Origin of the sequence: Polaribacter sp. (genome assembly GCF_024639685.1) — a bacterium.
Taxonomy (GTDB): Bacteria; Bacteroidota; Bacteroidia; order Flavobacteriales; family Flavobacteriaceae; genus Polaribacter.
In genome coordinates this window covers 496462-520317 of sequence record NZ_JAHEHX010000019.1, presented here as the reverse complement: position 1 = coordinate 520317, position 23856 = coordinate 496462, and the positions used below count along the sequence as shown (strand labels likewise).

Here is a 23856-nt window from a genome sequence, read left to right as displayed (position 1 = left end):
TTATTGTAATGGCTGTAAGAAATATTGAAATAATGGATACTACTCTAAGAGATGGAGAACAAACCTCTGGAGTATCTTTTTCAGTTTCAGAAAAGCTAACGATAGCAAAACTTTTACTAGAAGAGTTAAAGGTTGATAGAATAGAAGTTGCTTCAGCTCGTGTTTCTAAAGGTGAGCTAGAAGCTGTTCAAAAAATTACAACTTGGGCTGTTTCAGAAAATGTTTTAACTAAGATTGAGGTTTTAACCTTTGTTGATGGTGGAAAATCTATAGATTGGATGTTAGAATCTGGAGCAAAAGTTCAGAATTTATTAACCAAAGGTTCTTTAAATCATTTAACGCATCAACTTAAAAAAACACCAGAACAACATTTTTCAGACATAAAAGCTACAATAGATTTAGCAGCTAAAAATGGTATACAAACTAATGTATATTTAGAGGATTGGTCTAATGGAATGCGTAATTCTAAAGCATATGTTTTTCAATATTTAGATTTTATTAAAACACAACCTATAAAAAGACTTCTTCTACCAGACACTTTAGGTATTTTAACACCAGAAGAAACTACTAATTTCATTGTAGAGATTCATCAAAAATATCCATCATTACATATCGATTTTCATGGTCATAATGATTATGATTTGGGGGTTGCAAACGTTATGAATGCTATTAAAGCAGGTGCTCATGGTTTACATTTAACAGTAAATGGAATGGGTGAACGTGCAGGAAATGCACCAATAGCGAGTGCAATTGCAGTAATTAATGATTTTTTGAGTGATGAGGTTTCTGTTAATGTAAATGAGAAAGCTTTAAATAAAGTAAGTAAGCTGGTAGAAACTTTTTCAGGCTTTAGAATTCCTGTAAACAAGCCTATTGTTGGCGCAAATGTATTTACACAAACAGCTGGCATTCATGCAGATGGAGATAATAAAAACAACCTTTATTTTAATGATCTAATTCCAGAGCGTTTTGGTAGAAAACGTAAATATGCCTTAGGGAAAACATCAGGAAAAGCAAACATTCAAAAGAATTTACAAGATTTAGGCTTAAGTTTAAATGATGACGAATTAAAGAAGGTTACCCAAAGAATTATAGAGCTAGGAGATAAAAAGGAAGTGGTTTCTCAAGAAGATTTACCTTATATTATTTCTGATGTTTTAGATTCTAACACTATAGAAAAAAGAGTAGTTGTAGAAAATTATGTTTTAGGGCATGCAAGAGGTTTAAAACCATCTACAACTTTACAGTTAAGAGTTGAAGGTGTTTTGTATGAAGCACATGCACAAGGAGATGGACAGTTTGATGCTTTTATGAACGCCTTAAAAAAACTATATAAAACTCATAGTAAAAAAGAGTTGCCAAAATTGATTGATTATGCTGTTAGAATTCCTCCTGGGAGTAATTCTGATGCATTGTGTGAAACAATTATTACTTGGAGTAAAGATAAAAAGGAATTTGTTACTCATGGTTTAGATTCAGATCAAACAGTATCTGCAATAAAAGCCACAGAGAAAATGTTGAATATTATTTAAAGTAAACAAGCTAAAAGCTAACAGAAAATGAAATTAAATATAGCCTTATTGGCAGGAGATGGAATAGGTCCTGAAGTTATAGATCAAGCAGTAAAAGTTTCTGATGCCATTGCAAAGAAGTTTAATCATGAAATTAATTGGAAACCAGCCTTAACAGGTGCAGCTGCTATTGATGCTGTTGGAGAGCCTTATCCAGATGAAACGCATGATATTTGTATGGCTTCAGATGCTGTATTGTTTGGAGCAATTGGGCATCCACGTTTTGATAATGATCCCTCTGCAAAAGTACGTCCTGAGCAAGGGTTGTTAAAAATGCGCAAAAAACTTGGCTTATTTGCAAATGTAAGACCAACGTTTACTTTTCCGTCACTTTTAGACAAATCACCTCTAAAAAGAGAGCGTATTGAAGGTACAGATTTGGTTTTTTTACGCGAATTAACGGGGGGTATATACTTTGGTGAAAAGGGGAGAAGTGATGAAGGTGAAACTGCTTTTGATAACTGTGTTTATACTAGGGCAGAGGTACAAAGATTAGCAAAGAAGGGTTTTGAATTAGCTATGACACGTGGTAAAAAATTATGTTGTGTAGATAAAGCCAATGTACTAGAAACCTCTCGTTTATGGAGAGAAACGGTACAAGCTATGGAAAAAGAGTATCCAGAGGTAGAGGTGTCTTATGAGTTTGTAGATGCAGTTGCAATGAGACTTGTGCAATGGCCAAATAGTTATGATGTTTTAATTACCGAAAATTTATTTGGAGATATCTTAACAGATGAAGCTTCTGTGATTTCTGGTTCTATGGGTTTAATGCCAAGTGCATCTTTAGGTTCAGACATTGGTTTATTTGAGCCTATACACGGTTCTTATCCACAAGCTACTGGTTTAAACATTGCTAACCCTATGGCTACTGTTTTGTCTGCAGCAATGATGTTCGAAAATTTTGATCTTCAAAAAGAAGGGAAAGCCATTAGAGATGCTGTAAATAGTGCTTTAGAACAAGGAATTGTAACTGAAGATTTATCTGAAAACGGAAAATCCTATGGAACTTCTGAAGTTGGTGATTGGCTAGCGAATGAAATTTAACTATAAAATTATATATAAAAAAAAGTGCTTTTAAAGCGCTTTTTTTTTGCTTGTAATCCTAGGTTAACGTTCATTTTTCTACTATTATATCAAAATAAAAATGACTTCCTTTTCCTTTTTCACTATTAACATGAATTTCTGAATTCATATTCGTAATAATGTTTTTACCTATAAATAAGCCCAAGCCACTACCTCCATAATTTTCGAAAGTATTTTAATCTGCTTGGCTAAATTCGTTAAAAATTTGTTTTTTTTATAATTTTGGAAGATTTATTTTTACTAAGAAACATTAAGGGATAACGTTCTTAAATTTATTTAAGACTATTAAAATTAACTATAATTCTACATTAAAACTATAAAAACCTTAAAAATTGAATTTTAAGGTTTTTATAGATATTTCTATTTTCTTTTTTGACTCGTATTTAATTGACATCCATAAGTTCTACGTCAAATATTAACGTTGCGTTTGGTGGTATAACACCACCAGCTCCTTGTGCTCCATACCCTAAATTAGACGGTATTACAAAGCGAGCTTTGTCACCAACTTTTAATAACTGTATGCCTTCATCCCAGCCAGAAATTACCTGACCAACGCCTACATTAAAATCTATTGGTTGTTTTCTTTTGTAAGAAGAATCAAATACAGTACCATCTAATAATTGTCCCTTATAATGTACAGAAACACGAGCTCTCTTTGTAGCTTGTTTTCCTGTTCCATTTTGTAAAATTTTGTAACGTAAACCACTTTCGGTCTCATCATATCCAGCAGCAACGCTATCTAATAATTCTTTTTGTTTTGTTTTTTCTTCTGCTTCTCTTTTTTCTCTTGATCCTTCAAAGTTTCTAAACGCCTCTATAGCATTAAAGTTTTCTGCTTCACTACCTACTTTAATAATTGCTACACTTTCTATTGCATCACCTTGTGCAATAGCATCTACAACATCTTGTCCTTCAATAACAGTTCCAAAAACGGTATGCTTACCATCTAACCATGGAGTAGGTACGTGGGTAATATAAAATTGACTCCCGTTAGTTGCTGGTCCTGAATTTGCCATTGCTAATTTACCAGGAGCATCGTGCTTTAAGTCTGAGTGAAATTCATCTTCAAATTTATAACCAGGGTTTCCTGTCCCTGTTCCTTGAGGGCAACCTCCTTGAATCATAAAATCTGGAATTACTCTGTGAAAGTTTAACCCATCATAATAAGGTGTGCCTTGTGGTTTTGCACTATTCTCCATGTTTCCTTCTACTAGGGCAACAAAATTACCTACAGTTCCAGGTGCTTTTTGGTGCTCTAATGCTACTAGTATTTCACCTTTTGGTGTTGTAAATTTTGCGTAAATTCCGTTATTCATTTTTCTTATTTTTAATCTTTATTACTTTTTTGAATTTAGTATAGATAAGCCATAAGCCAATCCAATTGTTAAGTTTGTTGCGTTAACATTGCCAAAAGGAGACCACATTTGCCCTCCAGATATGTGAAATGAAAGCTCTTTGTTTGCAAGGTAATTTAAACCTACTGTTGGTCTTAGTAAAACTCCTTCTCCAGAATCTACTCTACCACCTCCAGAAATTCCTGCAGCAAACTCTACAAAAGTAGTAACTTTTTCCTTAAAAAAAGGATTACTTTTTATTCCTAATCCGAAAAGACCATGGGCATAACCTCCTGACTTGCCTTCGTAAGCAAAAGAGGCTTCACCTGCTAAATAAATTCTTTTCTTTATGTCGTAAGCTAGTTTTATTCCAATAAGTTGTAAGTCGCTATTTGGGATTCCGAATTTTGCAACGTCAAAATAGGTTTGATTTTGAACCATAATTTGAATTCCTTGAGTTCTAATCTTGTTTACTTTTTGTTGAGTAAAAGGGGTAGTTGTACCACCACTTAATCCATAATATTTTAAGCTAAATCCTCCTGTATAGGCTTGGAAACTTGCAATGCCTCCAATTGCCTTATGGTAGCCTCCGTGAACACTTAGACCAAATTTTTCGGTAATTTTAAAATCGAGACCAGCATTTGGGTAAATGGTTAAACCTCCCTCAGGATAAATTCTACCACCAGCAGCTCCAATTCCCATTTTAGCAAAAAAGTTTATATATCTTGTTTCTATAAAGTTTTTTCCGACACCAAAAAACAAATCCATAAAACCAGCTGTTAAACCACCATACATTGCATCTACTTGCGCGTATATAAATGTATTAGGCGTTAAATATTTTTGGTATTCGAAACCTAAAATAGAAAGTGTATTGTTTATTTGTTGGTATCTTGGGTTGGTACTTGCGTCTGTTCTAGAATTTCCAAATGGAAAAAAGTAATCAAACGTAACTTGTTGCACACTTTTTACAGCAGGCTTTTGCCAGAACGCATCTTTATCAGTATTGTTTACTGTAAACGATTTTTGTGCATTAGCGTAAGAGGTGGTTCTTAATGTGGTAGGTATTTCTACAAAAAAAGAAACATTATCACTTTTTTGAATTCCCGTAAAGAAATCTACATACCCATATTGTACACCAAATGAATATTTTTCTGATTTGTATTGTAAGCCAGCATTAGGATATAGGATTCCACCACCATTTACTAAACTTCTATAACCACCACCACCACCAAAGTGAATGTTTGCATCAAAATAGAGTTTTTTATACAGTCTAAAATTAACACCTAAGTTAACACCAAGTGTAAATAGTCCTCCCTGATCTCCAGTAATTGCAGTATGAAAACCTGCACCTGTATACAACCAGTCTGTTAATGGAATATTGTAGTTTAGCCCTACAAATCCCATAGTCGGTTGTAGATTGTAGCTTACTTTATCTAAGGGTTGGTTGACTAAAGTGTAGTTTAATCGTATGTTATTATGGAGTTCTTTTCCTTTTAAGGTAAAGAAGTTAGATTCTTGAGAAACTCCTTTTAAAGCAAATAAAATTAGGGTTATAAATACTGTTTTTTTCATAAATATCAATCTTTAAACTCACTCGTAAAATGTAGTTTAACATTGGGGTATTTACTTTGTGTCATTTGAATGGTAAATTCAGAGTCTGCTAAGAAAACCAACTGATTTTGTTTGTCTTTCGCTAAATAACGCTGTTTTACTCTTTTAAACTCTTTAAATTCTTCGCTTTTTGGTTTTTTTGCTTCCACCCAACAGGCTTTATGAACATTTAAGTTCTCATAGGTACATTTTGCACCATATTCATGTTCTAGCCTGTATTGTATTACTTCAAATTGTAACGCACCAACTGTACCAATAACTCTTCTACCATTCATTTCTAAAATAAATAGTTGTGCAACACCTTCATCCATTAATTGGTCTAAACCTTTATAGAGTTGTTTAGATTTCATAGGATCAGCATTATTTACATACCTAAAGTGTTCTGGAGAAAAACTTGGAATACCTCTAAAATTTAAACCTTCTCCTTCTGTTAAGGTGTCTCCAATTTTAAAGCTACCAGTATCGTGAATACCTACAATATCTCCTGGGTACGATTCGTCTACAATTTCTTTTTTTTCTGCAAAAAAGGCATTAGGACTAGAGAATTTTACTTTTTTGCCATTTCTTACATGCAAGTATGGTGCGTTTCTTTTAAAAGTTCCAGAAACAACTTTTATAAATGCGAGTCTGTCTCTATGTTTTGGATCCATGTTTGCATGAATTTTAAACACAAAGCCTGTCATTTTAGTTTCTTTAGAATCTACCAAGCGTTCTTCTGCTTTTTTAGGCTGTGGAGAAGGTGCAATTTCTATAAAAGCATCTAATAATTCTTTAACTCCAAAATTATTTAAGGCAGAGCCAAAAAACACAGGTTGTAATTCACCTTTTAAATATGCTTCTTGATTAAAATCTGGATAAACCTCACTTATCAATTCTATTTCTTCACGAAGTGTATCTGCGGCAATTTCGCCAACAGCTTTGTCTAATTCTGGACTAGATAAATCATCAAATTCAATTCCTTCTGAAATGGTTTGTTTATTGTCTCCAGAAAAAAGGTTTAATTTTTTTTCCCAGATATTATATATTCCTTTAAAATCGTAACCCATTCCAATAGGAAAACTCATAGGAGTTACTTTTAAACCTAATTTTTGCTCAACTTCATCTAACAAGTCAAAAGCATCTTTACCTTCTCTATCTAATTTGTTTATAAATACAAGGATTGGTATGCTTCTCATTCTACAAACTTCTACTAACTTTTCAGTTTGCGGCTCTACACCTTTAGCAACATCAATAACTACAATAACACTATCTACAGCAGTTAATGTTCTAAAAGTATCTTCGGCAAAGTCTTTATGACCAGGAGTATCTAGGATATTAATTTTTTTGTCTTTGTAAATAAATGCTAGTACAGAAGTAGCTACAGAAATACCTCTTTGGCGCTCTATTTCCATAAAGTCTGATGTAGCTCCTTTCTTTATTTTATTATTTTTAACAGCACCTGCTTCTTGAATAGCACCTCCAAATAAAAGTAATTTTTCAGTTAGCGTAGTTTTACCTGCATCTGGATGAGAAATAATACCAAAAGTTCTTCTACGTTCAATTTCTTTTAAAAAACTCATTTACAAAATTTGAGGTGCAAATATACATTTTACAATTTCAATTATCAATGATAAGTATTTCAAATCTAGTGTAGGTTTAATTTTATATATTTGACAGATTTTACATATAAAAGTCCATGAAAAATTACTTACTTTTTACATTATTAGCGTTTTCAATTTTTAAAGTTAATGCTCAGAACGAAATCATTAAAGAACGTTTCTTAACCATGCAGCAATTGTTGTTAAATAAAAAGTTTACAGCTTCATTAGACTATACAGCAGAAGAATTGTTTACAGTAGTTCCTAAAGAGCAGTTGGTTGCTACAATGAAGGCTACTTTTAACAATCCTAAAATGCAAATTGTATCGGAATTGCCAAAAGTGTTGTCTATTTCTGAAGTGTTTAGAGCAAAAGATAAGTTTTACGCTATTTTAGACATTGTTGGAAATCAAAAAATAAGAATACTAGACGAAAAAGACGAAGCTTTAGGTTTAGATGATAGATTGTTATATGCATTAAAGTTAAAATTTGAGCAGCAGTATGGGGCTAAAAATGTTGTTTTTAACGAGAAGACAAAGTTTTTTAATGTAAAAGTAGCCCAAAATATTATTGCAATTTCTTTAGACGGAGAAACAGAGTGGAAATATGTAGCAATAGATAATTTGCAGTTAGAGGTCATTACTAAATTGTTACCAGCAGAAATATTAACAAAGGTTTTAGAAAATGATTAGTCGAGTATTGTTATTGTCATAGGAATGTCTTCTACAGGCCATTCATCTATACCTACTTTTATTTTTGCAATCTTATCCATAGTATCATATCCAGAAATAACCTCTCCAAATACTGTATGCTCGTTGTCTAAATGATGAGCTCCACTACGTTTATGTACAATATAAAATTCAAAAGGACTAGATAGTTTATTAGGATTATTTTCCCATTGCCTGGCAGCTGCTAAAGCACCAAATTTATGCGTTCTATTTTTTCTAAATTCAGGCTCTAACAAATAATTCCCGTACTTTCTTCTTTGTTTTTGGGTGTACAAATTGTCTGAGTTACCTCCTTGAATTACAAAGTTTTTAGCGACTCTGTAAATAACTGTAGTGTTAAAGTATTTTATTTTAGTTAAAAAAATAAAATTTGCTCTATGTATGGGAACATCCTTAAATAAACGTAATTTAATATCTCCAAATTTTGTTTCGATACGTATCTTAGTTTCCGTATTTTGTTTGCCATAAGCAGTTAAAAAAGAATTAGTATTGTTTCTATTTAAACTGTCCCATGATTTTTCTACTTTTTTAACTTCTCGTTTTTTGACAGTTTTTGGAGTTTCTTTTTTTATGATTTTTTGTTTTTGATCTGACTGACATCTACTTAGAAGGCAGATTAAAAGAAATAATAATAAAAGTTTAATAGTAAATTTCAAGAGTTTGTTTTTTAATACAATTGACCTCAAATATAATTTATCAATCTTAAAAATTAGAGAATTCCTTTTAATTTATAAAGGATTAGTTTTTTTTGCTTTTTGATTACTGTATATTTGTAAATATGGAAGAACAAGTGATATTAGTTGATCATAACGATACTCAGATTGGTACGATGGCAAAGATGGAAGCGCATGAAAAAGCGCTATTGCATAGGGCGTTTTCTGTATTTGTATTCAATAAAGAAGGAGCGTTACTTCTACAACAAAGAGCTGCTCACAAATATCATTCTCCTTTATTATGGACAAACACATGTTGTTCTCACCAAAGAGTAGGAGAAAGTAATATAGAGGCCGGCAAAAGAAGGTTACAAGAAGAAATGGGTTTTTCTACTGAGTTAAAAGAAATTTTTTCATTCATCTATAAAGCTCCTTTTGATAACGGTTTAACAGAACATGAATTAGACCATGTATTAATAGGAAATTATGAAGACGCACCTGTTATTAACAAAGACGAGGTAGAAGCGTATAAGTGGATGCCCTTAGAGACTGTTAAGACAGATATAGCAGAAAACCCCCAGTTGTATACAGCTTGGTTTAAAATTATTTTTAAAGAATCTTATAAAAGACTAATAAATGCCTAAAGTTACAGTTCATAGAAAAGCACATTTTAATGCTGCACACCGTTTGTACCGAAAAGATTGGTCTGATGCTAAAAATATAGAAGTATTTAGTAAATGTAGTAACCCTAACTTTCATGGGCATAATTACGAGTTAATAGTATCTCTTACAGGAGAAATTGACAAAGAAACAGGCTATGTTTATGATTTAGGTATTCTTAAAAACTTAATCAAATCTGAAATAGAAGAGTGTTTTGATCATAAAAATTTAAATATTGAAGTTCCTGAATTTAATGACTTGAATCCTACTGCAGAAAATATTTGCGTAGTTACCTATCAAAAACTAAGAAAGCATTTGCCAACAAATTTAGATTTAAAGATTACGCTGTACGAAACTCCAAGGAATTTTGTAAGTTATTCAGGTGAATAATTTCAATTACTTTTCTTTTAAAGTGTATCTTTTATGTATAATAGTATCTTTTAATAGATTTTAAATGTAGATCATGAAAATTATAGCAATGATACCTGCGAGATACGAAGCATCTCGATTTCCTGGAAAACTAATGAAAAATTTAGGAGGAAAACCAGTTATTTTAAGAACTTATGAAGCAGCATTGCAAACCCATTTATTTGATGATGTTTATGTAGTTACTGATTCGCCTATAATTTATAATGCCATCAAAGAAGCAAACGGTAAAGCTATAATGAGCAAAAAAGAGCACGAATGTGGTTCTGATAGAATTGCGGAGGCTGTTGAGAATTTAGAAGTAGATGTCGTGGTAAATGTACAAGGAGATGAGCCATTTATAGATGAAATATCGCTAAAGAAACTAATTCAAGTTTTTAAAAAAGATATTCACCAAGAAATAGATCTTGCTTCATTAAAGGTGCAAATTACTGATAAAGACGAAATTGAAAACCCAAATAATGTTAAGGTGATTACTGATGTAGATAATAAAGCTATTTATTTTTCTAGAAGTGTAATTCCCTTTCTAAGAGCTTCTGATATTTCTGTTAAGTACTTTAAGCACATTGGAGTGTATGCTTTTAGAAAGCAGGTACTTATCGATTTTTATAATACACCTATGACACCTTTAGAAGCTTCAGAAAAAATAGAAGCCATCCGTTATCAGGAAATTGGTAAAAAAATAAAAATGATAGAAACTTCTAAGACATCTATTGGAATTGATACTCCTGAAGATTTAGAAAAGGCAATAAAATTATTAAAAGAAAATGAGTAATACGATTAAAGTTATTGCTTTTGATGCTGATGATACACTATGGGTAAATGAAACCTACTTTAGAGATGCAGAAGCACAGTTTGCTCAGTTATTGTCTAAATACGAAACTAAAAACAAAATAGATCAGGAATTATTTAAAAAAGAAATAGAAAACTTACCATTGTATGGATATGGTATTAAAGGTTTTATATTGTCTATGATTGAGTGCGCTATTGAGTTGTCTAATAATTCAGTAAACCCTAAAACCATTGAGGCAATCTTAAACATTGGAAAAGAAATGTTAATAAAGCCAATTGAACTTTTAGAGGGTGTAGAAGAGGTTTTGCAATCTTTACACGGAACATATAAATTAATAGTAGCAACTAAAGGAGACTTATTAGATCAGGAAAGAAAACTAGAAAAATCGAATCTATTACACTATTTCCATCATATTGAGGTGATGAGTGATAAGAAGGAAGAAGATTACAAAAAACTATTAAAACATTTAGAAATAGAGCCTTCAGAACTATTAATGATTGGAAATTCATTAAAATCCGATGTTTTACCTTTACTTGCAATCGGAGCTTCTGCCGTTCACATTCCTTTTCATACAACTTGGGTTCATGAGCAAGTAAGTTACAAAGAAGCATCTAATCAAAATTATGTAACTTTAAATAACATTAAAGAACTCCCTTCTATTTTATGAGATATCTAGAATTGGAAAGTTGGAATAGGATTCAACATTTTAAACACTTTAAATCATTAAAAGATCCATTTTTTGCAATAACTACTTCTGTAGATGTAACAATTGCCTATAAAAAAGCAAAAAAAGAAAATGTTTCTTTTTTTGCTTTGTATTTGCATGCCTGTTTAAAAGCATTAAATGCTGTTGAAAACTTTAGGTATCGAATACATGACAATAAAGTTGCTGTTTATGATGTTATTCACGCCTCTGCAACCATTGCAAGACCCAATCACACTTTTGGATTTTCATTTATTAATTTTTCAGAAGATTTTAAAACATTTCATAAAAATTTTAAAAAAGAGAAAGAACGAATACTAAATAGCGCAACATTGTTTCCGCTTGTAAATTCTGACGATTGTATGTATTGCTCTGCTTTACCATGGGTTTCTTTTACAAGTCAGAAAGAGCCGAATGCAGGTATAAAAGATGATAGTATTCCTAAATTGGCTTTTGGTAAATTTACTGAAGATAATAAACAGTTAAAAATGCCTGTAGGGATAACTGTAAATCATGCTTTAGTAGATGGATATCATCTAGGATTATTTTTTAAAGAATTTCAAAGTCAATTAGATAAAAACAACTAAATTTGCAAATTAAAATAAGAAGTTATGGCAAGCATTAAAAACTTAAAGAAAGATATCAATTACGTATTAGGAGATGTTATTGAATATACTTTAGATGTATCTACATTAAAGAATGAAGTAAAAAAGGGAGACGCAATTATAGACGAAGCAATTGAAACTTTTGATGCCTTAATTGCTAAGGTTCATGTAAAGAATGTAGAAAATAAAAAACAACATTTTAAAGCGATTAATTTAGAATTAGAAACAAAAGCAAAAGCTTTAGTTGAGAAGATTAACGCGATTTAAATTAACATTTTTTTAGTTAAAATTTAAGACCAACATTTATTTAAATGTTGGTTTTTTTGTTAAATTTGAATACAAATTACAATGTAATTAATCGTTTTATTATTAAATTTTTTAATTATGGCAAGGGCAATGTTTGAATACACAAAAACAATCTTGATGAAAGTAAGTTTTAATTCAGAGTTGTTTTGTAAAGAGTTAGAAAAGTCTTTAAAAAGTTTATTACCTCACGAAGTTAAAGAGCTTTCTATTTGGTTAAAAGAATTTACAGCAAATAAACCTGAGTTAAATTATTGTATGAATTTAGTAAGATCATAACAATAAAAAAAGGAAGCATAACGCTTCCTTTTTTTATTTCCTTTTTCGTTGTTTGTATTTTCGCATCAAATTTCTTCCAAACTCAATTTCTGCAAGTTGAAGTTGTATTATTTTTTTATAGCTTAAAATACTTTTTAATTTTGAAATAAAATTAAGTTGTTCTTCATGTATCTTTTGATCTGTTTCCATCTTAAAACTCACAATACGTTTAGCCTCTTTTTCAGAGATAGTATTGGGATATTTATGTTCTTCCTTTATTTTTCTTAAGTTTTTTCGGGTAGCTAATCGAAGTTCATTAATTTTTATATCGTGTGAATTATAAATGGGCCAAAATTTTTCTGCTTCTTTTGTAGTTAAATTTAATTGTTCTGTTACATATGAAATTTTTAAGGTTTTAATTTTCTGCCTGCTCTCTGAACTAATTTGTGCATTTGTAGACAAACCTAAAAAAAGGCCTAAACATAATATGATTAATTTTTTAGTGGTATTCATTCGTCTAATTCATTTATTAAAAAACTGTTGTTATTTGTATTAACAAATTCCTCTATGATTTCGTCTTCTATTTGAGTAAAGTAAAAAGGAGTTTCGTCTAATATGTTTTGATTTAATACAATAGCAATATCATTTGTGTTTATTGGGTTAGTTTCTAGCCAATATTCAAAATCAGATTCTGTTAACGAATCTAAATCAATTCCAGAGTTATTTTTAAAATTATTAGTAGTAATTCCAATAAATAAAAGGATAGCAGCAGCAGCTGCAAAAGGAATTGTATTTAAAACGTATTTTTTAAAACGTACAACTTTAAGTGTTTTCTTATTTTTTGGTAGTTTAGAAATTATACGATCCTCTAAATTTTTAAAGTAGGTGTCTGAAACTTTTAATGCAGATGTTTTTGGGAGGTTCTGCTCTTTTGTTTTTTTATAAATTGTATTATCAAAATTCTCAAAATATCCTTTTGGGACAGAAAAAGGTTGTTTTTTATTAACCTTCTGTTCTATAAATTGTTCGCTATGTAAGCTTTCTTTATTCATTTGTATTTTAGACCTATTTTTATATAAAAGGTTTAATCAGTATTGTTTTTTATAAAATGTTCAATTTTCTTTACAGCATGATGATAAGATGCTTTAAGGCCTCCTACAGTTGTTTCTAAAATTTCTGATATTTCGTCGTATTTCATTCCATCAAAATATTTCATATTAAAAACAAGACGTTGTTTTTCTGGTAATAATGCTATTGCTTTTTGTAAAATAAGTTGAATTTCATCTCCATTAAAATATACGTCGCTTTGTAAACTATTGGCAACTTTTTTATAATAAGTTGTAATATCTATATGTTGCTCTTTAGCTCTTTTATTAATGAAGGTTATTGCCTCATTAGTTGCAATCCGATACATCCAAGAATATAATTTACTTTGTTTATTAAAACTTTCTATGTTGTAATAAATTTTGATAAATGTGTTTTGTAAAACATCATCAGTATCTGCGTGATTGATTACAATTTTACGAATATGCCAATATAAACGTTCTTTATAATTAGTTATTAGGGTACGAAAGGCAACCTCTTTAGAAGAGTTGTTTTGTAAATCTTTAACTAAGGCAATTTCGTCTATCAAAAAAAACTTTTTTATTTAGACTTGAAATTACCGAAAAGGTTTAATAAAAAAAAATTACTTTTTTGTTCTAGAGTAGCCAAACAACTTTTTTTGTTTGATGATTTCTGAAATTCCTTCTGGTAACATTTGTTCCCAGCCATCTTCTCCATTCTTAATCATTTTTAAGACAGTTCTAGAAAAGATGTCTAATATTTTTTTATCGAAGTCTTGTATGTCTAAAACCTTACCATTGTTTTTAAAGAACTTGTACAATTCTTTCATTCTAGGATGAACTTTTAGGTTCTCGCTGGTAATGTAGTCATCATTTTCTTGGTCATGATATGGGTACATATACACTTTAAGATCTCTATAAAACAGTTTACCAAATGCCTCTAAAATTCCACCACTTAAGTCCCTGTAATATTTTTCATCAAATATCTGAACCATGTTATGAACTCCCATTGCTAAAGCCATCCTTTCTTTGGTAAATTCACTTAAATATTCTACTAGTTTAAAATATTGTTGGAAATTTGTTATCATTACATTTTGCCCTAAAGAACACAAAAGTTCTGCTCTATCTAAAAAGTCTCTCTCATTAATTTTACCTTCAGCAGATAAGTTACTAAGCGTAATTTCGAAAATAATTTGAGTTTTACTTTCTTCAACTTTATCTTCTTGTAAGAACATTTTTTTTGACTGCTCAAACATGTTCATATTTACTTTGGTCACAGGCCTAAAGCTACCTCTAAGTGCAAGTATATTTTTTTTGTATAGAACTTGTGCAGGAAGTAGGTTGTTGCCATCTGGGCCAAACATTACTGCATTTGTCATTCCGTTTTTTAACAGCTGTAAACTCATTAATCTGTTGTCTACGTACATGAAACGGGGGCCAGAGAAGTTAATCATATCAATTTCTATTTGATGACTTCCTAAATTATCATAAAAAGATTTTATTAATTCTTTTGGATTGTCATTCAAATAAAATGCACCATAAATAAGATTTACTCCAAGTATTCCTAAAGTTTCTTGTTGCAAGCGGGCATCTGTTTCTTTAAACCGAAGATGCAGTACAATTTCATTATAATCTTCTAATGGGTCTAATTGAAAACGAATACCAACCCAACCATGGCCTTTAAACTTTCGTGCAAAGTCTATAGTAGTTACTGTATTTGCATAGCTAAAAAAAAGCTTGTTTGGGTGTTTTTGTCTACTAAGCCTGTCTTCCATTAAGCCAATTTCATGACCTAACATTCTCTTTAATCGAGATTCAGTAACATACCTATTGTCAGTTTCTACACCATATATAGCATCAGAAAAATCTTTATCATAAGCACTCATTGCTTTGGCAATAGTTCCTGAAGCAGCACCAGATCTAAAGAAATTTCTTGCAGTTTCTTGACCTGCGCCAATTTCTGCAAAAGTTCCATAAATATCTGAATTTAGGTTAATTCTTAGTGCCTTACTTTTTGTTGTAGGAACACTACTCATTTCCTGATCACCTTTTAAAGAAATTGCCATATATCTATCTTTTTAACAGCTTACAAATGTACTAAATTAGATAGCAATGAGTCAATTTTTATGTTATTTTTGTTGTACATGAAAAAATCTAATAAACAGTTACATATTACTTTTTTAGGAACAGGAACTTCTCAAGGAATCCCAATGATTGCAAGTAAAGATCCCGTTTGTTTATCCTCAAATTCAAAAGACAAAAGGTTGCGTTCTTCTATTTTAGTTTCTTGGAATAATAAATCTTTTGTAATTGATTGTGGTCCTGATTTTAGACAGCAAATGTTGCGTGAAAATGTAGTATTAATTCACGGTGTATTGTTTACACACGAGCATTCAGATCATACAGCTGGTTTAGATGATTTAAGACCATTTTGTTATAAAATAGGAGAAATGCCCATTTATGTAAACAAAAGAACTTTAAAGAGTCTAACACAACGATTTGAATACATCTTTAGCAAAGAAAATAAGTATCCAGGTGCGCCAAGTGTAGCTACTAATTTGGTAAATACTAATTCTTTTTTAGTTCATGATGCACTAGTAACGCCTATAGAAGTAATGCATGGTAAACTACCTATTACTGCCTACAGAATTGAAAACTTTGCTTATTTAACTGATGTGAAATTTATTGCAGATTCTGAGAAAGAAAAACTAAAAAATTTAGAAGTTTTAGTAATTAATGCACTTAGAATAGAAGAACATCCAACCCACTTCAGCCTTCAGGAGACCTTAAGTTTTGTAGAAGAGTTACAACCAAAAAAAACCTATTTTACTCATATAAGTCATAAGTTAGGTTTTCATGAAGAGGTGTCAAAAGTACTCCCAGAGAACGTTTTTTTAGCTTATGATGGGTTAAAAATAAAAGTATAGTTTTATTCTTTTTTTCTGTATATTTATTTAAGAAATGTTAATCGAGTAACCCCAATTTTTACTACAAAAATTAGCATTAATTAAATAAAATATTTTATGATATTACTAAGCCATTTACTGCAAAACAATTTGTTACTATTATTAAGGAATACATTTTTTAAATTTATTTAAAGTCTTTTTTGTATCCACTCTTTAAAGCTGTAAAAATTTTGTGGCGCTACTCCATGACCAACTTTATATTCACTATAGATAGCTTGAAGGTTTATTTTTTCTAAAAAGGTTTTACTTTTTCTAGCCCATTCAATTGGGAGTACTTGGTCTACAATTCCATGAGATATATAATAGTCTGTAGTTATAGATTTTGATATCTCTACAGGTAAAAGATCAGTATTAATATAACCACTTAGTGCAATTATATGATTTATTTTATTAGGGTAAAAAAAACTTAAAGAATAGCTAAGAATGGCTCCTTGGCTAAAACCTAATAAAAATGTTTTTTCCTTTTTGGTGTTGTATTTTTCTTTAATTGCATCAATAAATTCAGCGATTTTATCAATAGCTTCTTTTGCTTGTTTCAAGTCAGAGAATTTACCTTGCTTAGCATCAAAATTAATAGCATACCATGCATAGCTTCCAAAACCCATACTATTTGGCGCTTGCGCACTTACAATTAACAATTCTTCCGGAAGTTCTTCGGCGAATGAAAATAAATCTTCTTTGTTGCTTCCATATCCATGTAGTAGAATTAGTAATGACGGATTTTTACTTTTTTTAATAGGTTCTCTAACAATGTACTCTAAATTCATAGTGTTTTTTTACTTTCTTAAAGATGGTTGAAGTAAAACTAAAAAGGCTATTGCTTAAGCGTATGCAAGTTTTATTTTAGAATTAATTTTTCATTTGCATAAATTCCATAAACTTCACCTTTACATTTTTTGTTAATAAAAGGGCTGTTTTTAGATGTTGAAAGTATGTGCTCATTGTTAAAAATAAATTCTTTATCAGGATTAAACAATGTAAGGTCGGCTTTTGAATTTTCTTTAATATGTGTGCTATTTAACCCAAAAACTGCTCTTGGTTTGTAAGTGATACTTGCTATAAGCGTTTCTAAATCTAAAACTGTATTTGTAGTAGTAAAGAGACTCTCGAGTCCAATAACGCCGTCTTTTGCTTCGCTAAATTCAACTTTTTTGTGTTCAATATCAATAGGGTTGTGATCTGAGGTAATTATGTCAATTACGCCAGATTTAACTGCTTTCTGTAGCGCTTTAATATCTTTAACAGTTCTTAATGGAGGTGATGTTTTAAAGCTACTGTCAAATCCATTCAGATTATTATCTGTTAGTGTTAAATGATGTGCAGTAACGCTACAAGTAACTTTTAAACCTTTCTTTTTAGCTTCCTTAATTAAGTTAACTGATTTTGCTGTTGTAATAGTTGGAATATGTAGTTTTCCTCCTGTATATTCTAAGAGAAATAAATCTCTTGCAATTTGAATGTGTTCTGATAATGCTGGTATGCCTTTTAGGCCTAGTTTTGTGCTATTTATGCCTTCGTTAACAATACCTTCTCCTGCAATTGAATTATTTTTTGGAAAACTTAATATTAAGCCATCAAAATTTTGCGCATAGAGCAAGGCAATTTTCATTAAATTATCATCTACTATTGGCTTATTGTAATCTGCAAATGCGATAGCTCCAGATTGTTGCATATCAAACAGTTCTGCTAATTCCTTACCTTCACTTTTTTGTGTTAACGCGGCAATAGGGTAAAGTTTTACGCCAGAATTATGAGCTTTATGAATTAGATATTCAACATCAGATTTTGTGTCAATAACAGGGTTTGTATTTGCATTTAAGGCAATCGAAGTGAAACCGCTTTTTGCAGCAACTTGTAATCCGTTAGATAAGGTTTCTCGCTCTTCGTAACCAGGTTCGCCAAGTGAAACACTTGTGTCAAACCAGCCACAAGAAACATGTAGGTTTTCTAATACTATTTCATTATCCTCTCTAGAGGGAAGAATTGAGTCTGCTATTTTTTTGATGTAACCATTATGAATTAAAATATCCTTTATTTGGTTGTGAAAAGGGCTAGAAACATCTATGATTCTTGCGTTTTTAAGAAGCGTTCTCATGGTTTATAGAATTTTAAAATCAAAATTTCTAAAAGCAAAGATACAATTGCCAACGCTAAAAACCATTTCCATAACCATTGAACTTTGTTTTTTTTATCAATTTCACTGAAAGCCTCTTTAATTGAGGATTTATTTTTTAATTTATATTCTGAGTTTTTGAGAGTATTTGGGTCAAAGAACTGTAAACTGCTTTCGCTTTTTGGATTATTAAAAGCTAGTGTTTGTAGCGTATCTTTTTTGTGTGTTACATGGTAAAAACCAGCATTTGTTAGATGGTCCTTAATTTCAATAGAAATTTTACTTTGATAACTTTGTTGGGGTGGAATTATATTTAAATTCCTTCCTCTTAAAGATAGTACACCTTCTTTGTTAAGTTTTACAGAAACATCTATTTCATGATCTTGGTCTAAACGATAGTATAGTTTTGGTGTTTTTTTTCTCATTGTTCCAAAGTTGTAGAATAGTGGAACAATTAAAGGCGATTTTAAAAAATTACTATTGTTTTTGGATAGCGTACTTGAAAAGAGAAAAAGGTTTCCAGTATTACTTTTTATTTGAGTTACAAAGGGGAGAGTATTTTGAAAGGTAAGAATACTTTGTTCGTTATTTGAAGAAATAGGGAAGTAGCTATTTACTTTTGGGTATTGAAAGTTTTCTATCTTTTTTAAAAAAACATTTTTAAAAATTGGGTGTGAAAAATTTATTGAAGTAATATTTAAGGTGTCTTTTATTTTTGATTTTAAAGAGATTCTTCCGAATTTATTTAAAAAAAAATTATAATTAGTTATTTCTGAGTTTTTATTTGGAATAATAACAATATTACCTCCTTTATTTGAAAAACTAATTAATCGATTTATTAATGTATTTGGAATAACTTTGAGCTCATTTAAAATAATTAAATCTTGATTAGAAATCTTATTATAGTTTACTTTTTTTAATTTTTTATTTTGGTAATTAAATTCGTCATTACTATAAATTTTAGGTAAAAAATTACTAGGGTTACCAATGCTTAAAACTCTTATTTTGTCTTTTTTATTTTGACTATAGTAGAATGTGTTGTCAAACTTAAAAGTATCGTTGTAAGTAATTGTAACTTTTCCTAAAATCAATGCTTTATCTTTGCAATTAAAAAGAACTTCTTTGGTTTCGTTTTTCTTAATTGAGATTGTTTGTTTGCTAATTAACTTGTTTTTGCTGTAAATAGCAATAGGAATATTTTTTTTAGCTTTTCCTTCATTTTTTATGTTAACAGCTATGGTTGTGTTTTCGAAGTTTTTATCTTTAACGTATAAGCTGTCTATAGATAAATTATTTTTTACAGAACTTTGTAGCTTAACAGTCGAATATAGGGGTGTTACATTTGTAAACTGATTAGTGTAAGTATTTTGAAAATCAGATATTAAAATTGATTCATTTAAAGTTTTAGTTTCTTTATTTTGATTAACTATTTTTTTAAAGATTACAGTATTAATTGTTGTTGTTTTACTTGTGTTTTTTAAAGATAGTAACTTGTTTTTTAAATTATCATAGTTAATATTTGTATAAAATTTGTTGTTAGTTTGTAATGTATATCGTTTATCAGTTGGAGCAAATTTTATAATATCTTGGGTTGCTATTTTTAGTAAATCTCCTCTTTTTCCTTTTGTATTTAAGCTTAGTGAATTGTCTAAATAGATAAAAATATTTTGTTTTTTATTTGTGTTTTTTTTGCCCAGATATGGTTGAGAAAAAGATAAAAGTATCGATAAAAAAACAAGCATTCTAGTGGCTAAAATTAGCCATTTTTTTATGTTTGCACTTTTGCGTGTTTCTAGTTTTATTTTCTGTAAAAAAGCAACATTTGTAAATGGTGTTTTTACAAATTTCTGTAGTTGAAATAAATGTACTAAAATGGGAATAATTAGTAAAAATAATAAATATAAAACATCTGGATTTTTAAAATACATCTACAAATTTTAAAGCGATATTGACTTACATATCTAAATTATGCTAATTTAAGTGAATAAAGAAAACTTGTTAATTTCTTATTAAAACTTTTCGAAAACTCCCAAACCAAATAATGCAAAATCATACTTAACAGGGTCTTTTGCATCTAACCTTCTTAAGTTTTTATCTAGTTCACTTAGTGCCTTCCAATCGTTTTGTTTTCTTTTAAGTAGTTGTAACTTTCTAGCAACGTTACCAGAGTGGACGTCTAAAGGGCAAGACAAATGCGCTTGATTGTGTGTTGTCCATAACCCGAAATCTACTCCTGTTTTATCATTTCTTACCATCCAACGTAAGAACATGTTAATCCTTTTTGCAGCTGAGTTTTTTAAGGGGTCAGATACATGTTTTAATGTTCTTGTTTCTTGTGTTTCTTCAAAAAATAATTTTTTAAATTTATGTATAGTAGTTTGATAATTTGTGCTATCATCTTTAATTTTCAAGGCATTTTCTAATCCACAGTAGTTTTTGTAGATGTGTTTCAAGGACCTTATAAATTGTTTAAAATCTGAAGCATTAAATGTTCTATGAACAAAATTATTAAATGATTCTAAATCTTTTTCTTTATGATTTATTACAAAATCAAAAGGATCATTATCAAGTAAATGCATCATTTTAGTTGCATTTTTAATAATCATGGTTCTGTTGCCCCAAGAGATTGTTGCTGCTAAAAAAGCTGCAATTTCAATATCTTCTTTTTTAGTAAATAAATGTGGTATTTGTATTGGGTCTGATTGGATAAATTTTTGATTGTTGTATTGTATCACTTTTTCATCCAGAAATAGTTTAAGCTCTTTTTTATTCATTACATATCACATTGCAGAGAACGAAACTAGCATTAAAATTCCATTATAGCTACTGTGAAGTGCCATACTCCAAAGTAAACCAAATCGAACTCTTATGTACCCTAAATAGCCACCTACAAGAGTTTGTGGTAGTACTAATAATGGGGATAATAGTAAAACTGTAGTAGTAATGTTAAAGTTTGTAATATGAACAAATCCAAATAATATCGCAAAAACATAAAAACCAATTTTAAATTGTTTTTCTTTTTTAAAAGCAGTTAATGGAGCTCTAAATATTAATTCTTCAAATAAAGGAGCAATAACAGTCGCAAATACAATTGCTTTTGACATCTTTTTCATTAATTCTTCCATGGCATGCTCTTGCATATCGACCAAACCAAGTTTTTCTATTAAAACAAATATTGGGGAGATTATAAAACCTGTAACTAAACAAACCACAAGTAATTTTCCAAATATTTGAATTCTATGCTTAAAATCTGTATTAGAATCTTTACTTAAAGTAGGATTCTTAAAATATGCAATAAGTTCTTTTATAAAATTTAGCATAAGTTTATTTTTTTAACAAATCTTTCCATCTTTCATAGTTAGTTTTCTGTCTGCCATATTTGCAAGTTCATCATTATGAGTAACCAAAACAAAAGTTTGTCCAAACTCGTCTCTCAGTTTAAAAAAGAGTTCGTGAAGGTTTTTAGCAGATTCACTGTCTAGGTTTCCACTTGGTTCATCTGCTAAAATTATGGATGGATTGTTAATTAAAGCTCTAGCTACAGCAACTCTTTGTTGCTCACCACCAGAAAGCTCATTAGGTTTATGTTGCATTCTATGAGATAAGCCTAAAAAATTAAGCAACTTTTTTGCTCTTATTTCTGATTCTTTTTTTGATTTTTTAGCAATAAAAGCAGGAATACAAACATTTTCTAATGCAGAAAATTCAGGGAGTAATTGATGAAATTGAAAAATAAAGCCAATATGTTTATTTCTAAATTTAGATAGCTCTTTATCAGCTATATTTTTTAATGAGGTGTGGTTAATGTTTATTGTGTAATCTTCTTTTTTTTCAGGATTATCCAGTGTACCTAAAATTTGTAAAAGTGTTGATTTACCTGCACCTGATGGTCCAACAATAGCAACAATTTCACCTTTTTTTATTGTTAAGTCTACTCCTTTAAGAACGGCTAGATCTCCATAATACTTATGAATATTTTTTATTTCGATCATTTTTTTAAATATACTCACGAAAGTATAAAAAAACAAAGACACAATTTAATGTTACTTGTTTTATTTATATCAATTTTTTAAAAATTAAACATTAGTAAACAAATAAGAAATATCAATAAAAATGAATTTTATTTTTTTAAAAAAACTTTAGTTCCATTCTCTATTGAATTTGTATTTTTGTAATTGTTTTTAAAAGGATACAAATGAACTTACACGAATATCAAGGAAAAGAAATTTTAAATAGTTTTGGTGTTAGAATTCAAAGAGGAATTGTAGCAAATACACCAACTGAAGCTGTTGCAGCTGCTAAGAAATTAACTGAAGATACAGGCACAGGTTGGCATGTTATAAAAGCTCAGGTTCATGCAGGTGGACGTGGAAAAGGTGGAGGAGTAAAACTGGCTAAAAACTTAGAGCAAGTAGAAAGTATTGCTGATGATATTTTAGGGATGTTGTTGATTACGCCTCAAACTTCTGCAGAAGGTAAATTGGTAAATCAAGTTTTAATCGCTGAGGATGTTTATTATCCTGGAGATTCTGAACCAGAAGAATATTACATGTCTGTGTTGTTAAATAGAGCTACAGGTAAAAATATGATTATGTATTCTACAGAAGGTGGAATGGATATTGAAACTGTAGCAGAAGAAACTCCGCACTTAATTTTTACAGAAGAAATAGATCCATTATTAGGTTTAATGCCTTTTCAAGCGAGAAAAGTTGCTTTTAACTTAGGTTTATCTGGAACTGCATTTAAAGAAATGACAAAGTTCGTTTCTGCTTTATATACTGCTTATATTAAATCTGATTCTTCAATGTTTGAGATTAACCCAGTATTAAAGACCTCTGACGATAAAATTATGGCAGTTGATGCTAAAGTTTCTTTAGATGAAAATGCATTATACAGACATAAAGATTATGCTGCAATGCGCGATTTAAGAGAAGAAAACCCAATTGAAGTTGAAGCTAAAGCTGCAGGTTTAAACTATGTAGATTTAGATGGTAATGTTGGTTGTATGGTAAATGGTGCTGGTTTAGCAATGGGAACTATGGATTTAATTAAAGAATCTGGAGGAGAGCCTGCTAACTTTTTAGATGTTGGAGGTACAGCAGACGCACAAAGAGTTGAAACTGCTTTTGGAATTATTTTAAAAGATGAAAATGTAAAAGCTATTTTAGTAAATATTTTTGGAGGTATTGTACGTTGTGACAGAGTTGCACAAGGTGTTGTAGATGCTTACCAAAGTATGGGAGACAAAATTACTGTACCAATTATTTGTAGACTACAAGGTACAAACGCAAAAGAAGCAAAAGAATTGATCGATAATTCTGGAATGGAAATTATTTCTGCAACAGAATTTCAAGAAGCAGCAGATAAGGTTGCTGAAGTTTTAGAAGCTTAATTTATAAATTTATAAA

General features: G+C 30.1%; 26 protein-coding genes and 1 pseudogene. 12 read left to right on the top strand and 15 right to left on the bottom strand.

The genetic code is table 11. The features are described from left to right. Positions 1–8 precede the first annotated feature (8 nt). Positions 9–1532, top strand: a complete 1524-nt coding sequence (locus Q0L44_RS08405) for an alpha-isopropylmalate synthase regulatory domain-containing protein (protein WP_296637473.1) — start codon at positions 9–11, stop codon at positions 1530–1532. Between the two features lie 27 nt (positions 1533–1559). Next, a complete protein-coding gene (leuB, locus tag Q0L44_RS08400) occupies positions 1560–2615 on the top strand; it encodes a 3-isopropylmalate dehydrogenase (protein ID WP_296637471.1) in 1056 nt (351 codons plus the stop codon). 70 nt (positions 2616–2685) lie between these two features. Here the strand turns inward: leuB and Q0L44_RS08395 are convergent. The 4 genes and pseudogenes from Q0L44_RS08395 to Q0L44_RS08380 all read right to left on the bottom strand — a co-directional run. Beyond that, positions 2686–2805: pseudogene (locus Q0L44_RS08395) on the bottom strand (hypothetical protein); the annotation flags it as partial. Between the two features lie 232 nt (positions 2806–3037). Beyond that, the gene (locus tag Q0L44_RS08390; protein ID WP_296637470.1) at positions 3038–3970 is read right to left on the bottom strand and encodes a peptidylprolyl isomerase; all 933 of its coding nucleotides are present in this window, start codon (positions 3968–3970) and stop codon (positions 3038–3040) included. Positions 3971–3991: 21 nt separating this feature from the next. Then, positions 3992–5560 carry a hypothetical protein gene (locus Q0L44_RS08385; protein WP_296637468.1) on the bottom strand — a complete coding sequence of 523 codons (1569 nt, stop codon included), beginning with the start codon at positions 5558–5560 and terminating at the stop codon, positions 3992–3994. 5 nt (positions 5561–5565) lie between these two features. Continuing rightward, on the bottom strand, positions 5566–7158 hold the full coding sequence (locus Q0L44_RS08380) for a peptide chain release factor 3 (protein ID WP_296637467.1): 1593 nt from the start codon (positions 7156–7158) through the stop codon (positions 5566–5568). Positions 7159–7274: 116 nt separating this feature from the next. On the opposite strand from Q0L44_RS08380, the gene Q0L44_RS08375 reads away from it, so the two are divergent. Next, positions 7275–7868: a hypothetical protein gene (locus Q0L44_RS08375; protein WP_296637465.1), complete on the top strand. Its 594-nt coding sequence runs from the start codon at positions 7275–7277 to the stop codon at positions 7866–7868. Here Q0L44_RS08375 and Q0L44_RS08370 read toward each other — a convergent pair. Then, positions 7865–8560 (bottom strand): peptidylprolyl isomerase, encoded by a 696-nt coding sequence (locus tag Q0L44_RS08370; protein WP_296637464.1) that lies wholly within the window; start codon positions 8558–8560, stop codon positions 7865–7867. The genes Q0L44_RS08375 and Q0L44_RS08370 overlap by 4 nt on opposite strands. A 122-nt stretch (positions 8561–8682) precedes the next feature. On the opposite strand from Q0L44_RS08370, the gene idi reads away from it, so the two are divergent. From idi to Q0L44_RS08335, 7 genes are all read left to right on the top strand, one after another. Beyond that, on the top strand, positions 8683–9201 hold the full coding sequence (idi, locus tag Q0L44_RS08365) for an isopentenyl-diphosphate Delta-isomerase (RefSeq protein WP_296637462.1): 519 nt from the start codon (positions 8683–8685) through the stop codon (positions 9199–9201). After that, positions 9194–9607 (top strand): 6-carboxytetrahydropterin synthase, encoded by a 414-nt coding sequence (locus Q0L44_RS08360; protein ID WP_296637460.1) that lies wholly within the window; start codon positions 9194–9196, stop codon positions 9605–9607. Before idi ends, Q0L44_RS08360 begins: the two co-directional genes overlap by 8 nt. Before the next feature lie 73 nt (positions 9608–9680). After that, entirely contained in the window at positions 9681–10418 is a 738-nt protein-coding gene (gene kdsB / locus Q0L44_RS08355) for a 3-deoxy-manno-octulosonate cytidylyltransferase (protein ID WP_296637458.1), read from the top strand. After that, the gene (locus Q0L44_RS08350; protein WP_296637457.1) at positions 10411–11103 is read left to right on the top strand and encodes an HAD family hydrolase; all 693 of its coding nucleotides are present in this window, start codon (positions 10411–10413) and stop codon (positions 11101–11103) included. Before kdsB ends, Q0L44_RS08350 begins: the two co-directional genes overlap by 8 nt. Further along, on the top strand, positions 11100–11726 hold the full coding sequence (locus Q0L44_RS08345; RefSeq protein WP_296637455.1) for a chloramphenicol acetyltransferase: 627 nt from the start codon (positions 11100–11102) through the stop codon (positions 11724–11726). Before Q0L44_RS08350 ends, Q0L44_RS08345 begins: the two co-directional genes overlap by 4 nt. A 24-nt stretch (positions 11727–11750) precedes the next feature. Further along, a complete protein-coding gene (locus Q0L44_RS08340) occupies positions 11751–12011 on the top strand; it encodes a hypothetical protein (RefSeq protein WP_296637453.1) in 261 nt (86 codons plus the stop codon). A gap of 117 nt (positions 12012–12128) precedes the next feature. After that, the gene (locus Q0L44_RS08335; protein ID WP_296637452.1) at positions 12129–12326 is read left to right on the top strand and encodes a hypothetical protein; all 198 of its coding nucleotides are present in this window, start codon (positions 12129–12131) and stop codon (positions 12324–12326) included. Between the two features lie 33 nt (positions 12327–12359). Here Q0L44_RS08335 and Q0L44_RS08330 read toward each other — a convergent pair whose 3' ends face one another. The 4 genes from Q0L44_RS08330 to Q0L44_RS08315 are packed head-to-tail and all read right to left on the bottom strand — an operon-like array spanning position 12360 to position 15435. Beyond that, entirely contained in the window at positions 12360–12818 is a 459-nt protein-coding gene (locus tag Q0L44_RS08330) for a sensor of ECF-type sigma factor (RefSeq protein ID WP_296637450.1), read from the bottom strand. Further along, a complete protein-coding gene (locus tag Q0L44_RS08325; protein WP_296637449.1) occupies positions 12815–13357 on the bottom strand; it encodes a hypothetical protein in 543 nt (180 codons plus the stop codon). Before Q0L44_RS08325 ends, Q0L44_RS08330 begins: the two co-directional genes overlap by 4 nt. A gap of 32 nt (positions 13358–13389) precedes the next feature. Next, positions 13390–13938: an RNA polymerase sigma factor gene (locus Q0L44_RS08320; protein WP_296637447.1), complete on the bottom strand. Its 549-nt coding sequence runs from the start codon at positions 13936–13938 to the stop codon at positions 13390–13392. A 54-nt stretch (positions 13939–13992) separates the two neighbouring features. Then, positions 13993–15435, bottom strand: coding sequence for a TonB-dependent receptor (locus Q0L44_RS08315; protein WP_296637446.1), 1443 nt, complete (start codon positions 15433–15435; stop codon positions 13993–13995). A gap of 78 nt (positions 15436–15513) precedes the next feature. Between Q0L44_RS08315 and Q0L44_RS08310 the strand changes: the two genes are divergently transcribed. Then, positions 15514–16296 carry an MBL fold metallo-hydrolase gene (locus Q0L44_RS08310; protein WP_296637444.1) on the top strand — a complete coding sequence of 261 codons (783 nt, stop codon included), beginning with the start codon at positions 15514–15516 and terminating at the stop codon, positions 16294–16296. A 167-nt stretch (positions 16297–16463) separates the two neighbouring features. On the opposite strand, the gene Q0L44_RS08305 is transcribed toward Q0L44_RS08310, so the two are convergent. The 6 genes from Q0L44_RS08305 to Q0L44_RS08280 all read right to left on the bottom strand — a co-directional run bounded on the left by Q0L44_RS08305 (position 16464) and on the right by Q0L44_RS08280 (position 22440). Beyond that, positions 16464–17102 (bottom strand): alpha/beta hydrolase, encoded by a 639-nt coding sequence (locus tag Q0L44_RS08305; RefSeq protein ID WP_296637443.1) that lies wholly within the window; start codon positions 17100–17102, stop codon positions 16464–16466. A gap of 71 nt (positions 17103–17173) precedes the next feature. Beyond that, positions 17174–18430 carry a dihydroorotase gene (locus Q0L44_RS08300; protein WP_296637441.1) on the bottom strand — a complete coding sequence of 419 codons (1257 nt, stop codon included), beginning with the start codon at positions 18428–18430 and terminating at the stop codon, positions 17174–17176. Continuing rightward, positions 18427–20376, bottom strand: a complete 1950-nt coding sequence (locus tag Q0L44_RS08295; RefSeq protein ID WP_296637440.1) for a BatA domain-containing protein — start codon at positions 20374–20376, stop codon at positions 18427–18429. Before Q0L44_RS08295 ends, Q0L44_RS08300 begins: the two co-directional genes overlap by 4 nt. Before the next feature lie 81 nt (positions 20377–20457). Then, positions 20458–21222 (bottom strand): TIGR02757 family protein, encoded by a 765-nt coding sequence (locus tag Q0L44_RS08290; protein ID WP_296637438.1) that lies wholly within the window; start codon positions 21220–21222, stop codon positions 20458–20460. A gap of 6 nt (positions 21223–21228) precedes the next feature. Continuing rightward, a complete protein-coding gene (locus Q0L44_RS08285) occupies positions 21229–21768 on the bottom strand; it encodes a CPBP family intramembrane glutamic endopeptidase (protein ID WP_296637436.1) in 540 nt (179 codons plus the stop codon). Positions 21769–21780: 12 nt separating this feature from the next. Then, a complete protein-coding gene (locus Q0L44_RS08280) occupies positions 21781–22440 on the bottom strand; it encodes an ABC transporter ATP-binding protein (protein WP_296637435.1) in 660 nt (219 codons plus the stop codon). A 203-nt stretch (positions 22441–22643) separates the two neighbouring features. On the opposite strand from Q0L44_RS08280, the gene sucC reads away from it, so the two are divergent. After that, the gene (sucC, locus tag Q0L44_RS08275; protein ID WP_296637434.1) at positions 22644–23840 is read left to right on the top strand and encodes an ADP-forming succinate--CoA ligase subunit beta; all 1197 of its coding nucleotides are present in this window, start codon (positions 22644–22646) and stop codon (positions 23838–23840) included. Positions 23841–23856: the final 16 nt, after the last annotated feature.

Bases quoted from the DNA above. Each gene is read 5' to 3' on its own strand.
- Q0L44_RS08405 (WP_296637473.1), top strand. From the start codon at position 9: ATGGCTGTAAGAAATATTGAAATAATGGATACTACTCTAAGAGATGGA.
- leuB (WP_296637471.1), top strand. From the start codon at position 1,560: ATGAAATTAAATATAGCCTTATTGGCAGGAGATGGAATAGGTCCTGAA.
- Q0L44_RS08390 (WP_296637470.1), bottom strand. From the start codon at position 3,970: ATGAATAACGGAATTTACGCAAAATTTACAACACCAAAAGGTGAAATA.
- Q0L44_RS08385 (WP_296637468.1), bottom strand. From the start codon at position 5,560: ATGAAAAAAACAGTATTTATAACCCTAATTTTATTTGCTTTAAAAGGA.
- Q0L44_RS08380 (WP_296637467.1), bottom strand. From the start codon at position 7,158: ATGAGTTTTTTAAAAGAAATTGAACGTAGAAGAACTTTTGGTATTATT.
- Q0L44_RS08375 (WP_296637465.1), top strand. From the start codon at position 7,275: ATGAAAAATTACTTACTTTTTACATTATTAGCGTTTTCAATTTTTAAA.
- idi (WP_296637462.1), top strand. From the start codon at position 8,683: ATGGAAGAACAAGTGATATTAGTTGATCATAACGATACTCAGATTGGT.
- Q0L44_RS08360 (WP_296637460.1), top strand. From the start codon at position 9,194: ATGCCTAAAGTTACAGTTCATAGAAAAGCACATTTTAATGCTGCACAC.
- kdsB (WP_296637458.1), top strand. From the start codon at position 9,681: ATGAAAATTATAGCAATGATACCTGCGAGATACGAAGCATCTCGATTT.
- Q0L44_RS08350 (WP_296637457.1), top strand. From the start codon at position 10,411: ATGAGTAATACGATTAAAGTTATTGCTTTTGATGCTGATGATACACTA.
- Q0L44_RS08345 (WP_296637455.1), top strand. From the start codon at position 11,100: ATGAGATATCTAGAATTGGAAAGTTGGAATAGGATTCAACATTTTAAA.
- Q0L44_RS08340 (WP_296637453.1), top strand. From the start codon at position 11,751: ATGGCAAGCATTAAAAACTTAAAGAAAGATATCAATTACGTATTAGGA.
- Q0L44_RS08335 (WP_296637452.1), top strand. From the start codon at position 12,129: ATGGCAAGGGCAATGTTTGAATACACAAAAACAATCTTGATGAAAGTA.
- Q0L44_RS08330 (WP_296637450.1), bottom strand. From the start codon at position 12,818: ATGAATACCACTAAAAAATTAATCATATTATGTTTAGGCCTTTTTTTA.
- Q0L44_RS08325 (WP_296637449.1), bottom strand. From the start codon at position 13,357: ATGAATAAAGAAAGCTTACATAGCGAACAATTTATAGAACAGAAGGTT.
- Q0L44_RS08315 (WP_296637446.1), bottom strand. From the start codon at position 15,435: ATGGCAATTTCTTTAAAAGGTGATCAGGAAATGAGTAGTGTTCCTACA.
- Q0L44_RS08310 (WP_296637444.1), top strand. From the start codon at position 15,514: ATGAAAAAATCTAATAAACAGTTACATATTACTTTTTTAGGAACAGGA.
- Q0L44_RS08305 (WP_296637443.1), bottom strand. From the start codon at position 17,102: ATGAATTTAGAGTACATTGTTAGAGAACCTATTAAAAAAAGTAAAAAT.
- Q0L44_RS08300 (WP_296637441.1), bottom strand. From the start codon at position 18,430: ATGAGAACGCTTCTTAAAAACGCAAGAATCATAGATGTTTCTAGCCCT.
- Q0L44_RS08295 (WP_296637440.1), bottom strand. From the start codon at position 20,376: ATGTATTTTAAAAATCCAGATGTTTTATATTTATTATTTTTACTAATT.
- Q0L44_RS08290 (WP_296637438.1), bottom strand. From the start codon at position 21,222: ATGAATAAAAAAGAGCTTAAACTATTTCTGGATGAAAAAGTGATACAA.
- Q0L44_RS08285 (WP_296637436.1), bottom strand. From the start codon at position 21,768: ATGCTAAATTTTATAAAAGAACTTATTGCATATTTTAAGAATCCTACT.
- Q0L44_RS08280 (WP_296637435.1), bottom strand. From the start codon at position 22,440: ATGATCGAAATAAAAAATATTCATAAGTATTATGGAGATCTAGCCGTT.
- sucC (WP_296637434.1), top strand. From the start codon at position 22,644: ATGAACTTACACGAATATCAAGGAAAAGAAATTTTAAATAGTTTTGGT.